Origin of the sequence: Alienimonas sp. DA493 (genome assembly GCF_043951915.1) — a bacterium.
Lineage (GTDB): Bacteria > Planctomycetota > Planctomycetia > Planctomycetales > Planctomycetaceae > Alienimonas.
This window is the reverse complement of the sequence record NZ_JBINJD010000130.1, coordinates 1-14,279: the sequence shown is the minus strand read 5'-3', so window position 1 is coordinate 14,279 and position 14,279 is coordinate 1. Positions and strand designations below refer to the sequence as shown.

8 protein-coding genes are annotated in these 14,279 nt (G+C 69.3%); 4 read left to right on the top strand and 4 right to left on the bottom strand.

Translation table 11 applies throughout. The features are described 5' to 3' along the window. The first annotated feature begins 58 nt into the window (after positions 1-58). Complete coding sequence (locus tag ACG2DA_RS17150; RefSeq protein ID WP_395257033.1) at positions 59-1,072, top strand: serine protease; 1,014 nt, start codon at positions 59-61, stop codon at positions 1,070-1,072. Here ACG2DA_RS17150 and ACG2DA_RS17145 read toward each other — a convergent pair. The 3 genes from ACG2DA_RS17145 to leuS all read right to left on the bottom strand — a co-directional run bounded on the left by ACG2DA_RS17145 (position 1,069) and on the right by leuS (position 8,063). Beyond that, complete coding sequence (locus ACG2DA_RS17145) at positions 1,069-2,061, bottom strand: hypothetical protein (protein WP_395257031.1); 993 nt, start codon at positions 2,059-2,061, stop codon at positions 1,069-1,071. The genes ACG2DA_RS17150 and ACG2DA_RS17145 overlap by 4 nt on opposite strands. Positions 2,062-2,234: 173 nt before the next feature. Then, positions 2,235-5,096 (bottom strand): M16 family metallopeptidase, encoded by a 2,862-nt coding sequence (locus tag ACG2DA_RS17140; RefSeq protein WP_395257029.1) that lies wholly within the window; start codon positions 5,094-5,096, stop codon positions 2,235-2,237. A 117-nt stretch (positions 5,097-5,213) separates the two neighbouring features. Then, a complete protein-coding gene (gene leuS / locus ACG2DA_RS17135; protein ID WP_395257027.1) occupies positions 5,214-8,063 on the bottom strand; it encodes a leucine--tRNA ligase in 2,850 nt (949 codons plus the stop codon). 170 nt (positions 8,064-8,233) lie between these two features. On the opposite strand from leuS, the gene ACG2DA_RS17130 reads away from it, so the two are divergent. After that, positions 8,234-9,175, top strand: coding sequence for a sugar phosphate isomerase/epimerase family protein (locus tag ACG2DA_RS17130; RefSeq protein WP_395257025.1), 942 nt, complete (start codon positions 8,234-8,236; stop codon positions 9,173-9,175). Between the two features lie 88 nt (positions 9,176-9,263). Here the strand turns inward: ACG2DA_RS17130 and sppA are convergent, their stop codons facing one another. Further along, the gene (gene sppA / locus ACG2DA_RS17125; protein ID WP_395257023.1) at positions 9,264-11,138 is read right to left on the bottom strand and encodes a signal peptide peptidase SppA; all 1,875 of its coding nucleotides are present in this window, start codon (positions 11,136-11,138) and stop codon (positions 9,264-9,266) included. Between the two features lie 248 nt (positions 11,139-11,386). On the opposite strand from sppA, the gene ACG2DA_RS17120 reads away from it, so the two are divergent. Together ACG2DA_RS17120 and ACG2DA_RS17115 are read left to right on the top strand one after the other, a co-directional pair. Beyond that, a complete protein-coding gene (locus ACG2DA_RS17120) occupies positions 11,387-12,196 on the top strand; it encodes a hypothetical protein (RefSeq protein WP_395257021.1) in 810 nt (269 codons plus the stop codon). A 194-nt stretch (positions 12,197-12,390) separates the two neighbouring features. Beyond that, complete coding sequence (locus tag ACG2DA_RS17115) at positions 12,391-14,202, top strand: divalent metal cation transporter (RefSeq protein ID WP_395257018.1); 1,812 nt, start codon at positions 12,391-12,393, stop codon at positions 14,200-14,202. The last annotated feature ends 77 nt before the right edge of the window (positions 14,203-14,279 follow it).

The window sequence follows — 14,279 nt, the reverse complement described above, 5'->3', positions numbered from 1 at the left end:
CGGGGGCCCCGGGAACTTTCCTCGGGCGTGGACCGTTCGCGCGCTTTACCGTGAAGCGATGCACCGCCTCCTCCCCCGGTTCGTCCCGCCCGTCGCCTGTGCGGGCTTCGTCCTCGGACTCACGCTCGCCGCGACGCCGGCCTGTCCGGCGGGCGAGGCAGCGAACCCGCTCGCCGAGCCGTTCCTCGACGACGCGGCGATCCGCGACGCCGTCGTCGCCGAAGGCCGCCGGCTGATCGAGGCCGGGCAGACGGCGCCGCTGTCCGTGGTGCGGGAGCAGATGAACCGCGAACGCTGCCCGGCGTCGCTGCCGGCCGCCCCGCCGTCGTCCGAGGCCGACCCCGCCGCGACCGCGGAGGCGGCCACGCTGATCGTCGCCTGCGTGCACTTCTGCGAGAACTGCCAGCGGTTCGAGTCGAACAACGCCAGCGGGTTCGTCCTCACCCCGGACGGGCTGGCCGTGACGAACTATCACGTGCTGGACGCCGCCCCGAAGCCGAAGCGGGACCGGGACGCCGACGCCGACGCCGAGGAGGACGGGACGGAGGAGCGGGCCGGATTCGTCGCCCTGACTCGCACCGGGGAGGCGCTGCCGGTCGTCGAGGTGCTCGCCGCCGACGCCGCCGCGGACGTGGCGGTGGTGCGGCTGGGCCTGCCCGAGGGCCGCACGCTGCCGGCGCTCCCGCTGGCGCCCGCCGGGCGGATCGGGGAGGAGGTGCACTGCATTTCGCACCCGGCCGGGCGGTTCTTCAGCTACTCCCGCGGGGTGGTGACCCGCCGCCACCTGGGCCGCCGGCTCGGCCGGGCCACGCCGCGGCTGTCCGTCACCGCCGACTACGCCCGCGGCAGCAGCGGGGCCGCGATGGTGAACGCCGCGGGCGCCGTCGTCGGGATCGTGACGACGACGGACTCCGTCTATTACAGCGAACGCGGCGGCGCCCAGCGGGACCTGCAAATGGTCTTCCGCGACTGCGTGCCGGTCGAAAGCCTGCGGGCCCTGTTCGCCCCGCCGGAGACGGACGAGGGCGAGACGCGGTCGGCGGACGCCGGGCCGGAAAACGACCCGATTTAGTTCTCGTCCGCGGCCGCATTGAGAGCGGGGACGTTGGCCGAGTCGTGGAGCCGCATCATCTCCGCATCGGTCAGGGCCCGGTTGAACACGGCCAGCCCGCCGAAGCGCCCCTTCGTCGCCTCCCGGGTGAAGGAGCCGACGGCGTAGCGGGCGCCGACGGTGAAGTCGGAGCCGCCGTCGGGCTTGGTTTCCGCGTGCTTCGCCGGGTCGTAGGCGAAGATGCCGCGGCCGTGATAATACGGGTTCATCCCGCGGTCGCCGCCGTCGGGCCCCTCTTGCGTGAAGTAGCGATCGTCCCGTTTGTCTTTCTTGGGGTTGAGTTCCCGCGGCTCCATCACGCCGTTGACGTACGCCCGGATGTAGTCGCCGTCGTAGGTAAAGCCGAGCGTGCACCATTCCTCAGTCGGCACCTCGCTGACGGAGGCGGCGTAGTCGGCGCACCAGGGGAAGGCGCTGCCGTCGGCCCGGCGGGTGACGCCGCCCTCGCTGGAGATATGCGGTACGAGCTGCCGCGGTCCGCCGTAGGTGGGCATGTTCATTAACAGCGAGTATTGCCGCGTGCCGGAGTCGTCGTGCCGGCCCTTCCCCTCGCTCCACATCCCCGCGATCGTGCGGCTTTGGTTGAGATCAACGATCCGCACGACGGCGAACATCGACACCTGCGCCTCCGGGCCGGAGATGTTCAACGGGCCCGTTTCGGCGTAGGGAATCTTGAGGTATTGCTTGCCGTTGAACTCGGCGGCGTAGCCCGAGTACGGCCCGCCGGGCACGCGGGCGATCGGGCCGCTGACTTCTTCCAGCGGGAGCGGTTGCTCCGTACCGATGGACCGCCGCGGCTCGCCGGCCGGCTCGCCGAAGGTCCAGAAGGCGACGAGGTTCGGCGTCTGCGTCACGACGGACGGATTGCCGGTCGGCTCCGGCGGTGCGGCCGCGACGACGGTGCCGGAGCAAGCGGCGAGCGCCGCGACGGCGAGGGAGCGGGCGAGCATCGGAGGACGCAGTCAGTCACGGGGGAGCGCGAAGCGAGCGCCGAGGGTTCGGGCTTGCAGGTCGAACCCTACCCGTCCGCCCCGCGGCCCCGAAAGCAAGCCGCGGCGGCCGGAGGCGTATCTCGCCCCGACCGCCGCGGCCGTCTCTTCTTCTTGATGAACCCCTGGCCGCCTTACGGCGACGCCGGGCCGGCCGGGGCGTCCGACGCATCAGGGGCCGGGGCGTCCGGGGCCGGGGCGTCCGGGTCGGTGGGCACGCCGACGGGCACGTCCGCGGCGGGTTCGCCTTCGGCGTTCAGATCGCCGGCGACGACGACGTACAGCTCCGCCGGGTCGAGATGCTCCCGCAGGGCCGCGTTCACCTCCGCCGCGGTGAGGTCCGCGACTTTCTCTTCGATCTCCGCGGTGAAGGCCATCGTACGGTCGTTGTACAACTGGGACGCGAGCTTTGTCGCCAGCTGGGAATCGCTGGCCCGGTTCACCCGCTGCTTTTGCAGGTAGCTCGTCTTGGCCGCCTCGACCTCCTCCGGCGTGACGCCCTCGGCGATCAGACGGTCCAGTTCCTCCCGGATGACCGACTTTAATTTCTGCACGTTGCCCGGGTTGGTGATGGCGTAGACGCCGAAGGTGGTCAGGTCGTCCTTCGCCCGCGGGCTGAGCTGCGAGCCAACGCCGTAGCTCAGGCCCTCCTGCTGGCGGACCCGGTCGCCCAAGCGGCTGGAGAGCCCGCTGGAGCCGAGAATATAATCGCCGATCATGAGCGCCGGATAATCCGGGTGCTCCTGCGAAATCGGCAGTTGCAGGGCGGCGTAATAGACCGCGTTCTGCTTGCCGGGCGTGGCGATCTCTTTGTCGCCGGAGGGGGCGTTCGGGTTCGGGACCTGCGGCAGGCGGGCGAACGAGGGGGCGTCCGGGGCGCCGAAGCCCGTCAGGTTCTCCTTGGCCAGTTCCAGCACGGCGTCGGGGTCGAAGCTGCCGACGACCGCCAGTTCGCCAGAGGCGTCCGTGAGCAGGGTGTTATACACCGCGGCGACCTCTTCCGGAGTCACGTCGGCGATCATCGTCGCCTGTTCCTCCAGGGTCGGCACGTAGCGGGGGTCCTCCGGGTTCGGATAATTCGACAGCGCCCGCCGCACCTCGGTGGGGGCGAGGGCCTGCGGCTCGCTCTTTTGCGCCTCGATCTGGGCGATCGTCGCCTGTTGGAGCAATTCCAACTCCTCCGGCGGCAGGGCGGGCGATTTCAAAATTTCGCCCAGCAACGCCATCACCGCCGGCAGGGTCTCCCGCTTGGCGCTAATCGTGAACGTCAGGTTGCCGTCGGCGCCGCCGGCGCGAATCGAGGCCTGCAACTCGTCCAGGCGATCCTGAATCTCCTGTTTGGAGAGCTCGGCCGTGCCGCGCATCATCAGCGGGCCGAGCATGTTCGTCGCCCCGGAGAGCCCCTGCAGCGTCTCCTCGTTGCCGTACCGCAGACTGAGGCGGGCGTCGACGGTGTCGCCGCGGGTCTGCTTCGGCAGCAGCGCGACCTCCAGGCCGGAGGGCAGTTCGGTGCGGATCACCCGCTCCTCAATGGCGAGCGGGTCCGGGTCGAACGCCTCGCCGGCGGCGGCGACGTCGCGGCCTTTATAATCCTTCAACATCGCCGCGAGGTCCGGCCGCGGGGGGATCTCGATCGACTGCGGCTCCTCCGTGGGCAGGAACAGCCCGGCGGTGCGGTTGTTGCTTTGCAGGAAGCGTTCGGCGACGTCCTGCACGTCGGCGGCGGTCACTTCTTCCAAACGATCCCGGTACAGGAAGTACAGCCGCCAGTCGCCCTGGGCGGCCCACTCCGAAAGCTGCACGGCAATGCGGGAGGTGTCGTTGGCGGCCCGTTCGCGGCGGGCCAGCAGCCGGGCCCGGGCCCGGGCGACCTCTTCCTCAGTCACCGGTTCGGAGGGCACGCCCTCGGTCGTCTCCAGCATCAGTCGCAGGACGTCCTGCGGTTCGTTCGCCTGGGCCACCTCCGCGGTGAACAGCAGCACGCCGGGGTCGTGCAGGGCGAAGGTGCCGCCGGAGACGCTCGCGGCCCGCTTGGTTTCAACGAGCGTTTTATAGAGCCGCCCGGAGGGGTTGTCGGTCAAAATGCTTTCCAGCACGTCCACGGCCGCGAAGGCCGGGTCCGGGCCGGCGGGCACGTGATAGACCGCCCCGACCTGGGCCACGTCGCCGACGCGGCGGAGGATCACGGTGCGTTCGCCGTCCTGCGGGGGCTCCTCCGTGTAGGTGCTCGGCAGCACGCGGGTCGGCTTCTCGATCGCCCCGAAATGTTCCTTGGCGTATTGCAGGGCCTTCTCCGGATCGAAGGACCCGGCGACGATCAGCATCGCGTTGTCGGGCTGATAATATTTCTCGTAGAACGCCCGCAGGTTCTCGATCGGCACGCGTTCGATGTCGGCCCGGTTGCCGATGGTGCTCTTGCCGTAATTGTGCCACTCGAAGGCGGTCGCCAGCATCCGCTGCATGAGAATCCGCTGCGGGCTGTTTTCGCCGCGCTCGAACTCGTTGCGGACGACCGTCATCTCGCTGTCGAGGTCCTCCTGCTTGACGTAGGAGTTGACCAGCCGGTCCGCCTCCAGATGGATGGCGAACTCCAGATTCTCGTCGCTGGCGGGCAGCGTCTCGTAATAATTCGTCCGATCCAGCCAGGTGGAGCCGTTGAAGACGGCGCCGCGATCCTTCAATTCCTTCGGCACGTCCTCAAAGGTGGGCGTGCCCTTGAAGACCATGTGCTCCAACAGGTGGGCCATGCCCGTTTCGCCGTACCCCTCGTGGCGGGAGCCGACGAACACGGTGCAGTTCACCGTGACCGTCGGCCGCGACACGTCGGGAAACAGCAGGATCTTTAGTCCGTTGGGCAGGCGATATTCGCTGATGCCCTCGACGGTGGCGACGTGCTGCACGCCCTCGACCATGGGGACGTCCTCTTGGGGGGCGGCGGGCGCGGGCGGGGCCAGAACGACCGCGGCGAGGGCCGCGACGGCGGGTAGGAGTCTCATGGCGGCGGGCTGTCGGAGCAAAACGGAAGGCCCGGAGCGAGGGGCCGGTTGCGTCGATTGTGCCGACGCCCCCTCCCCCTCACCACCGGGCTCGCCCCATGACGGCTCGCCGCGGGTTCAACCTTTCACCACGAAGTTGACCATCCGGCCCGGCACGGCGATCGCTTTGACGATCGTCTTGCCTTCGAGATGGGCCTGCACGCTCTCGTCGGCCTGGGCGGCGGCGGTCATGGCGTCGCGGTCGGCGTCGGCCGGCACCCGCACCCGGCCGCGGACCTTGCCGTTGACCTGCACGGGGATCTCAACGCTGCTCTCGACCAGCTTCGCCTCGTCCCACGTCGGCCACGGTTCGTAGGCCAGCGAACCGTCGTGCCCCAACAGGCTCCACAATTCCTCCGCGAGGTGCGGGGCGAACGGGGCCAGCAACAGCGTGAACTGCTCGCACACGCGCTTCGGCCGGGTCTCCATCGAGCTGAAGGCGTTCGTGAACTCCATCATCCGGCTGATCGCCGTATTAAAGCTCAGCCGGTCGGCGTCCTGCGTGACCGCCTTGATCGTTTGATGCAGGAGCCGGTCCTGTTCCTCCGTGGGTTCGACCTCCTGAACGGCCGGATTGAGGGCCGGTTCGTCGGCGTTTTCGTCCGCGATCGTCCGCCAGACGCGGGCCAGGAAGCGGGCAACGCCCTCGACGCCGCTCATCTGCCACGGTTTCGACTGCTCCAGCGGCCCCATGAACATCTCGTAGAGCCGCAGGCTGTCGGCGCCGTAGTCCGCGACGATCGCGTCCGGGTTCACCACGTTGCCGCGGGACTTGCTCATTTTATGAGCGCGGCTGTCGACTCGAATCGACTCGTCCGCGGCGAGAACTAAATGACCGCCCTTCTTCGTCACCTGAGCGGCGTTCAACTTCACGGCCTGAACCGGCTCGCCGCCCTCTTTCAGAACGTACCCGGTGCCGTCCTCGTCGTCGGCCTCGGAGGCCGCGACGTTCTCCGCGGACACCCAGTTCAACGACGCGTCCTGATACCCCGTCACCTCCGGCTCGCCCAGGATCATGCCCTGGTTGACCAGCCGGGCGAACGGCTCGATCGTGGAGACGTGCCCGCGGTCATATAAGACCTTGTGCCAGAAGCGGGCGTACAACAGGTGCAGCACGGCGTGCTCGGCGCCGCCGATATAGAGGTCGACGGGCATCCAGAACTTTTCCGCCTCCGCCCCGACGAAGCGGTCGTCGTTGTGCGGGTCGCAGAACCGCAGGAAGTACCAACAACTGCCCGCCCACTGCGGCATGCTGTTGGTTTCCCGCTTGAGCTTCACGCCGTCGGCGGCCGTTTTATAGAGCCACTCGTCCGGGGCCTCGTCCAGCGGGGGCTCCGGGCGGCCGTGGGGTTTGAAATCGAAGTCCTCCGGCAACCGCACCGGCAGGTCGGCGGCGTCGTCGGTGCGAAGCAGGCCGGTTTCCTTGCCGTCGGCGTCCAATTCGTGCCACAGCGGGAACGGCTCGCCCCAGAAGTGCTGCCGGGAGAACAGCCAGTCGCGAAGTTTATAATTGACCGCCGCGGCCCCGGCGCCGGCCGTGGAGAGCCGTTCGATCATCGCGGCCTTGGCCTCCGCAGTGGGCAGACCGTCCAAAGCGCCGCTGTTGACGGCGACGCCCTCGATCGTTTCCGCCTCCGTCAGGGGCCGGTTCGCGTCCTCGGCGCTGTCCGCGACGACCCGTTTGATCGGCAGGTCGAACTGCTGAGCGAACTCGAAGTCCCGTTCGTCGTGCCCCGGAACGGCCATGATGGCGCCGGTGCCGTAGGAGATGAGCACGTAATCAGCCACCCACACCGGCACGCGCTCCCCGTTGGCCGGGTTCGTCGCATAGCCGCCGGTGAAGACGCCAGTTTTCTCCTTGGCGAGATCGGTGCGGGCGAGGTCGCTCTTTTCGCTGGCCTTCTGCTGATAGGTTTTGACGGCCTCCCGCTGCTCGGCGGTCGTCAACCGGTCGACGGCGGGGTGCTCCGGGGCGAGGACCATATAGGTCGCCCCGTATAACGTGTCCGGCCGGGTCGTATAGACGCGCAGGCAGTCCTCGCCGGGGGTCTCCGGGAAGCCGTTCGCCTGCCGCTCGGCGGCCCAGGCGTCGAAGTCCTCGCCCAGATAAAAATCGAGTTCGCAGCCGGTCGATTTGCCGATCCAGTTCCGCTGGAGCGACTTCAGACTCTCCGGCCACTCCAGCGTGTCCAGGTCCTCCAACAGCCGGTCGGCGTAGGCGGTGATCCGCAGCATCCATTGGCGCAGCGGCAACCGGACGACCGGGTGACCGCCGCGTTCGCTCTTGCCGTCGATCACCTCCTCGTTGGCCAGCACCGTCCGCAGTTCCGGGCACCAGTTGACGGGGGCGTGCGTCTGATACGCCAGCCGTTCGCCGTCCTGATAACGGCGAATGGCCTCCTCGCCTTGCTGTTTAATCTCGTCAGGAATCGGCAGCTCGGCGATCGGCCGGCCCTTTTTCGCCTCGGCGTCGTACCAGGTGTCGTACAACTCCAGGAAGATCCACTGGGTCCAGCGGAAATAATCGGGGTCGGTGGTGGAGAGTTCCCGGCCCCAGTCGTAACTGAAGCCCAGCGATTTTAATTGACGCCGGAAGGTGTCGATATTCTTGGCGGTCGTCTCCCGCGGGTGGACGCCGGTTTTGACGGCGTGCTGCTCGGCGGGCAGGCCGAAGGCGTCCCACCCCATCGGGTGCAACACCGCTTTGCCTCGCATTCGGGCGATGCGGGCGACGATGTCGGTTGCGGTGTACCCTTCCGGGTGGCCGACGTGCAGGCCGTTCCCGCTGGGGTACGGGAACATGTCGAGGACGTACAGCTTCCCCGCGGCGTCGGCGGCCGCACCGGGGTCCGGGGCCGCGAAGGTGCGGTTCTCGTCCCAGAAGGCTTGCCACTTCGGTTCGATGCGGGCGGGGTCGTAGCGGGGCATCAGAACGAAGTGGGAGGTGCGATGTCGGAGGTCGGACGTGACGGCGAGACGACCGCGGGGCGTCTCGGCCCCGGCGGACGGCGGGCCGTCGGGGCCGGGGAGTGTACGAATCAGTCCGCCGGGGCTGTAGGATCCGACACGTCTCGCCCGCTACTCGTTCGAATTCCGTCATGATCGGCCCCTCCCGTCGTTCGTTTCTCGCCTCCGCCGCCGGGGCGTCGGCCGCGGCACTCGCCGTGGGGCCCGCGTCCGGGGTCGCCGCCGACCCGCTCACCCGGCAGGCGGACGGGTCGCTGTTCAAGCTCAGCCTGGCGGCGTACTCCTTCAACCGGCAGCTGCCCCGCGGCTCCAAAGAGGGGACGATGACGCTGGACGACGTCGTCGACTACGCCGCCTCACTCGGCCTGCCGGGGGTGGAGCTGACGGGGTACTACTTCCCCGCCGCCGTGCAGAACTACGAGCCGGGCGGCGAAGCGGACGCGATCCTCCACGCGCTGGCCCACCGCTGCTTCGCCAACGGGTTGACGGTCTCCGGCACGGCGATCGGCAACGACTTCGCCCTGCCGCCCGGCGACGCCCGCGACGCGCAGATCGCCGCCTGCAAGCGCTGGATCGACGCCGCCAGCGTGCTCGGCGCCCCGGTCATCCGCATCTTCGCCGGCAAGGTTCCGAAGGGCGGGGACGAAAAAGAAGCGATCGCCCGCTGCGCCGCCGGCATCAACGAGTGCCTGCCCCACGCGGCCGAAAAGGGCGTGCACCTCGCCCTAGAGAACCACGGCGGGATCACGGCGACGCCGAAGCAGATGCTCTCCATCATTGAGCAGGTGGACGACAGCCCCTGGTTCGGCGTGAACTTCGACAGCGGCAACTTCCGCACGGACGACCCGTACCGCGACCTCGCCCAGATCGCCCCGTACGCGATCAACGCCCAGATCAAGGTGGCCGTCCACCCCGACGGCAAGAAGAAAGAGGAGGCGGACCTGAAGCGGATCGTCGGCATCCTCGGCGACGCCGGCTACCGCGGCTGGCTCGTGCTGGAGTACGAGGAGGGCGGCGACGTGAAAACCGAGGCCGCCAAGTGGATCGACAAACTGCGGGCCGCGATCGCCTGACCGACTGCAGGACCGCACGAAAAAAGCGTCCCGGACCCTTCAAGGGTCCGGGACGCTTCGCTGCGCCGGGGATGAACGGTCCGCGGAATTACTTCACCGTCAGTCCGAACGGCATCACGACCAGCGCCCGCTCCTTGGCGAGGGTCTCGAGGGCGCCGAGCCGCGCCGCGACGCCGGAGAGCGGCTCCGGCAGGGCCTCGACCGCAGCGGCCACGGCGGCCTCGCCGGCGGCGGCCTGCTGGGCCTTGAGCATTCCCGGCATCCCGTTTTCGAACAGGGCCTCGAACGGGTTGACCGGCTTCGGCAGGTTCAGCCGGCCGAGTTCGTCGCCCTCGTCCACGTCGTCGTGTCGCTCGGCGGCGGCCTTCTCCGCCAGGGCGATGGCGTCCTCCAACGTGCCGAGTTCGTCCACCAGGCCGAGTTCCTTGGCTCGGGCGCCGCTGTAGATGCGGCCGCCGGCCAGTTCCTTCAGCCGCTCGAGCTCCATATTCCGGCCCTCGGCGGCCTTTTTGGTGAACAGTTCATAAATCTCGGCGAGCATCTTCCGCATCGCGGCTTCCTCGGACTCGTCGAACGGGGTGAGCAACGAGAGCGTGCCGGCGTTGTCGCCGAACTGCACCACGTCGTGGGTCACGCCGAAGCGTTTGAAGGTCTCCCCGAACGCCAGTTTGCCGCCGACCACGCCGATCGAGCCGGTGATGGTGGACGGGTCGGCGAGAATCGTGTCGCCGGGCATGGCGATGTAATACCCGCCGCTGCCGGCGACCTCGCCCATGGAGACGATCAGCGGCTTCTCAGCCTTCAACCGGACCAGCGCCCGCCACATCAGGTCGCTGGCCAGGGCGCTGCCGCCGGGGCTGTCCACCCGCAGCACGACGGCCTTCACCGTGTCGTCCTCGCGGGCCTCGTCGATCGCCTTGATCATCGTGTCGGAGCCCATCGACTGGGCGCCGGTGAAGGGGCTCTCCACGCTCTTGCCGGAGATAATCGGGCCGAGGGCGTAGATGACGGCGATCTTCGGGCCGCGGGAGGCGGTGGACTGCGTTTCGCCGGAGAGGTCGTTTAACAACTCCATGAGGCCGGAGAAGCCCTCGTATTTCTTCGGCTTCGGCTTGAGGTAGTCCTCGACGATCCGCACCTCGCCGGCGTTCAGTTCCTTTTTAATCAGGTCGGCGATCTGATCCTCATAAAGAATTTCGTCGATCAGGCCGGCCGCCTTGGCGCCGTTGGCGGTGTGGGGGCCGCTGTCGATCGCGGCGTCGACGGCGTCCTTCTCCATGCCGCGGGTCTCGGCGACGGTGACGAGGACGTTCTCGTAAATGTCGCCCAGCACCTCGGTCAGTTCCTCGCGGAACTCCGGGCTCATGGAGCTGCGGGTGTAGGGCTCCGCGGCGCTTTTAAATTTCCCGACGCGGAGCATGTCCGGCTGCACCTCGAAGTCGTCGAACAGTTCTTTATAGAACTCGACTTCGGCCCGCAGGCCGACCATCATCACGCCGCCGCTTTCGGGGGCGATGACCTTGTCGGCGGCGCAGGCGATCAGGTAGCCGGGGGTGGAGGCGTCCTCAAAGTAGGCGTAGACCGGCTTGCCGGCGTCGCGGACGGTCTTAATGCTCGCCCGCAGGCTGCGGGCCTTGGTGAAGCCGGCCTCCGGGTCGTCGATCTCCAGCAGCACGGCGCTGATGCGATCGTCGGCGGCGGCCTTCTCGATGCGGTCCTTCGCCTTTTCCAACGTTTGGGTCAGGGCGCCGAACGGGCCTTCCGGCTGCGGGGCCTCCGGGAAGGCGCCGGACAGTTTGATGTGGGCGACGTTCGCCTTTTCGATTGCGGGTCGGGCGTCCGCCTGTTCCGCGTTCTTTTCGTCGGCGAAGGACGCGGCAGGGGCGAAGCCGACCGTCAACAGGGCGAGAGCGGCGGGGACGAGCGCGGCCGGCGCGAACCGGCGGGGGGTGGGTCGGGTCATCGTCGGCGGAATCGGGGAGTCCGAAAGGCGAGCGGTCGGGCGCCGGGGGCGGAGCGCGGCCCGGGCGTTCACCGGGGATACCGCCCGGGGGGGCCGAAGGATTCGACCGATCGGGCGGCCCGGCACGGTAGGGGCGGATGGGGCGGCGGTCCATCCGTCCGGACGCCGCGGTCGCGGCTTGCGAGCGGCCCGGCGGGGGGAAGAATGCAACGCTCCGCCTCCGCTTCCTACGCCCCGTCCCGCGCCCGATGCTCACCGTCGCCCGTTTCTCCGCCGCGGCGTGCGCGGCGCTGCTGCTCGCCGCCCCCGCCGCCGCAACGGCCGGCGGGCTCGTCTGGAACCTGCCGGAACCCGGCACGCTCGTCCGGCACGAGGGCTCCTACACCCAGACGCTGACGGACCCGCAGAACCAGGTCACAACCGTCCAGCGCCGCCGCCAGATCACCCTGCGGGCGCTGGAAGCCGTAACCGCGAACGTCGCCGGCGAAGAGGTTCCCGCCCGCTGGCTGGAGATCGTCTCCGAAACCGGCTCCCCCGGCGAACGCGGCCTGGAGACGGGTCCGGTCGGCCGGGTGCTGTACAAGGTTCTCGTGCCGGAGTCCGGCGTGATCGGCCGACCGGTGGACGACGCCGGCATCCCGCAGGCCTTCCTGCCGGTGATTCGCGGTTGGAAGCAGGTCGGCGACGCCGAGCCGACGGAGGTCGGCCCGGCCCTGCGCGCCTACCCGACCCTCACCCTGCTGACGGAATACGAACCGGCCGAACTGACCGAAGAGGGCGCCGCGACCGTCGACGCCCCCGCCGGACAGTTCGACGGCACGCGGTACCGCGGCCGGGCGGTCGAGGAGAGCGAACGGGCCCGCGTGACCAACGAGGGGCAGTTCGTCATCAGCCCGGACGTGCCCTTCGGCCCGGCCCAGTGGGAGGTGACCCTCACCCGCGAATCGAAGGACCTCAGCGAACCCCGCGACGCCTTCCGCGAGACCAGCAAGACGGTCGTCCGCATGAGCGTCGCCGAGATCGGCGACGACGCCCGCGGCGAACTTCCCCTGCCGTGACCGGTGGATCGGCGCCGGCCGATCGGCGCCAGGACTGGGCGCGGGACCGGCGGCGACGGCGCCGCGTCGCGCGGTTCTGCGGGCCGCCCGCCCGGCGGCGTCCGAGAACCCCGGCGCCGGCCGCGCGTGAGTTGCGGCGGCGCGGCGATCGAACGTAGCGTGGGATCGATTCGCCCTCACTGATTCGACGCCCGATGAGCACTGCTTCCCCGCCCCCGACCCCAGGCGCCACGGGCGATCCGAGCGCGGCCCGGGCGGCGGAGACGCCGTTCTCTCCGGACGGCGAACTCGGGTTGGACGAGCCGCTGGTGAAACCGGTCGGCGGCGAGGCGATCGAGCGCGAGCGGGAGATGCTCCGCGAGATCAACGCCCGCCCCCTCGCAGGGCGGCTCGCCGGGTACGTGCGGTTGTCCGGCCCCGGCTGGCTGCAGAGCGCCCTGACGCTGGGCGGCGGGTCGCTCGCCGGCGGCCTGTACCTCGGCGTGATCGCCGGGTTCGGCCTGCTCTGGTTGCAGCCGGTCGCGATGATCCTGGGCATCTGCATGCTGTCCGCGATCGGCTACGTGACCCTCTCCACGGGCCTGCGGCCGTTCCGGGCGATCAATCAGCACGTCAACCCGGCGCTGGGCTGGCTGTGGCTGGCGGCCAGCGGGCTGGCGAACGTCGTCTGGGCGTTGCCGCAGTACTCGCTGGCGACCGGAGCCCTGCAACAGAACCTCATGCCGGACCTGCTGGGCGGGGGCGGCGGCCTGTCGGACACCGCGGCGAAGCTGCTCATCGCCGGGGTCATCCTCGTGATCTCCGTCGCCGTGACCTGGAGCTACGGCAGCGGGCACTGGGGCGTGCGGGTGTACGAGGTGATGCTGAAGGTCGTGGTCGGGTTGATTGTCGCCTGTTTCATCGGCGTGGTGGCCCGGCTGGCGTGGGAGGGCGAACTCGACTGGGGCGCCGTCTTCGCCGGCTTCGTGCCGGACTTCGGGGCGATCTTCCGGCCGGCGCCGGCGTTGCAGGCGCTCGTCGACGCCCTGCCGGACGCCGCCTCCCGGGACTACTGGTCGAACGTGATCGTCGGCAGCCAGCGGGACAAGATGATGGCCGCCTTCGCCACGGCGGTCGGCATCAACATGACCTTCCTGCTGCCCTACAGCATGCTCGGCCGCGGCTGGGGGCGGGAGCACCGCGGGCTGGGCATCTTCGACCTCGCCACGGGCATGTTCATCCCCTTCCTGCTGGCGACCTCCTGCGTGGTGATCGCCTCCGCCTCGCAGTTTCACGGGTCGCCGAAAGCGGACGTCCCCGTCGCCGACGCCGGCTACGCGGCGCTGCTGGAGAAACCGGAAGGCGAACTGACCAAATCCGAGAAGGCGTTCCTGAAGAACGTGGACGGCCGCGGCGTCGATCGGGCATCCCTGCCGGAGAACGAACGGGTGCTCGCCGCCGCTCTGGTGGAGCGGGACGCCGACGCCCTCGCCAGCAGCCTGACGCCGGTGTTCGGCGGCGGCCGGTTCGCGGACGTGGTGTTCGGCCTGGGCGTCCTCGGGATGGCGTGCAGCACGATCACCCTGCTGATGCTCGTCAGCGGGTTCGTCGTCTGCGAGGTGCTGAACGTGCCCGCGACCGGCTGGAACTTCCGCCTGGGCGCCCTGCTGCCCTGCCTCGGAGCCTTGGGTCCGTTTTACTGGAGCGGGGCGGCGGTCTATCTGGCCGTGCCGACCAGCGTATTCGGCCTGACCCTGCTGCCGGTCGCCTACCTGACCTTCCTGCTGTTGATGAACCGCCGGGAACTGCTGGGCGACGCGATGCCGACCGGCGGCAAGCGGATCGCGGTGAACCTCGTACTGGGGACGGCCACGTTGGTCGCGTTCTTCGCGGCCGCCTGGGCGATTCGGGACTCGACCTTCCTGGGCATGACGTTCGGCTGGCCGGGGCTGATCGCCGTGGCCGTCGCCTTCGCCGTGGCGTTGGCCGTCGGCGAGGTGGTGAAGCGCCGATCCGCCGCGGCCTAAAGCCGGGCTCGCTTGCCGAAGCGGGCTTCGGCGAATCGTCGAGGCGCTCCCCGTTTCCCCCTCCCCCCAAGGGGGCG

Coding starts and splice junctions, on each gene's coding strand:
- ACG2DA_RS17115 (WP_395257018.1), top strand. CDS start 12,391: ATGAGCACTGCTTCCCCGCCCCCGACCCCAGGCGCCACGGGCGATCCG.
- ACG2DA_RS17150 (WP_395257033.1), top strand. CDS start 59: ATGCACCGCCTCCTCCCCCGGTTCGTCCCGCCCGTCGCCTGTGCGGGC.
- ACG2DA_RS17140 (WP_395257029.1), bottom strand. CDS start 5,096: ATGAGACTCCTACCCGCCGTCGCGGCCCTCGCCGCGGTCGTTCTGGCC.
- ACG2DA_RS17120 (WP_395257021.1), top strand. CDS start 11,387: ATGCTCACCGTCGCCCGTTTCTCCGCCGCGGCGTGCGCGGCGCTGCTG.
- ACG2DA_RS17145 (WP_395257031.1), bottom strand. CDS start 2,061: ATGCTCGCCCGCTCCCTCGCCGTCGCGGCGCTCGCCGCTTGCTCCGGC.
- ACG2DA_RS17130 (WP_395257025.1), top strand. CDS start 8,234: ATGATCGGCCCCTCCCGTCGTTCGTTTCTCGCCTCCGCCGCCGGGGCG.
- leuS (WP_395257027.1), bottom strand. CDS start 8,063: ATGCCCCGCTACGACCCCGCCCGCATCGAACCGAAGTGGCAAGCCTTC.
- sppA (WP_395257023.1), bottom strand. CDS start 11,138: ATGACCCGACCCACCCCCCGCCGGTTCGCGCCGGCCGCGCTCGTCCCC.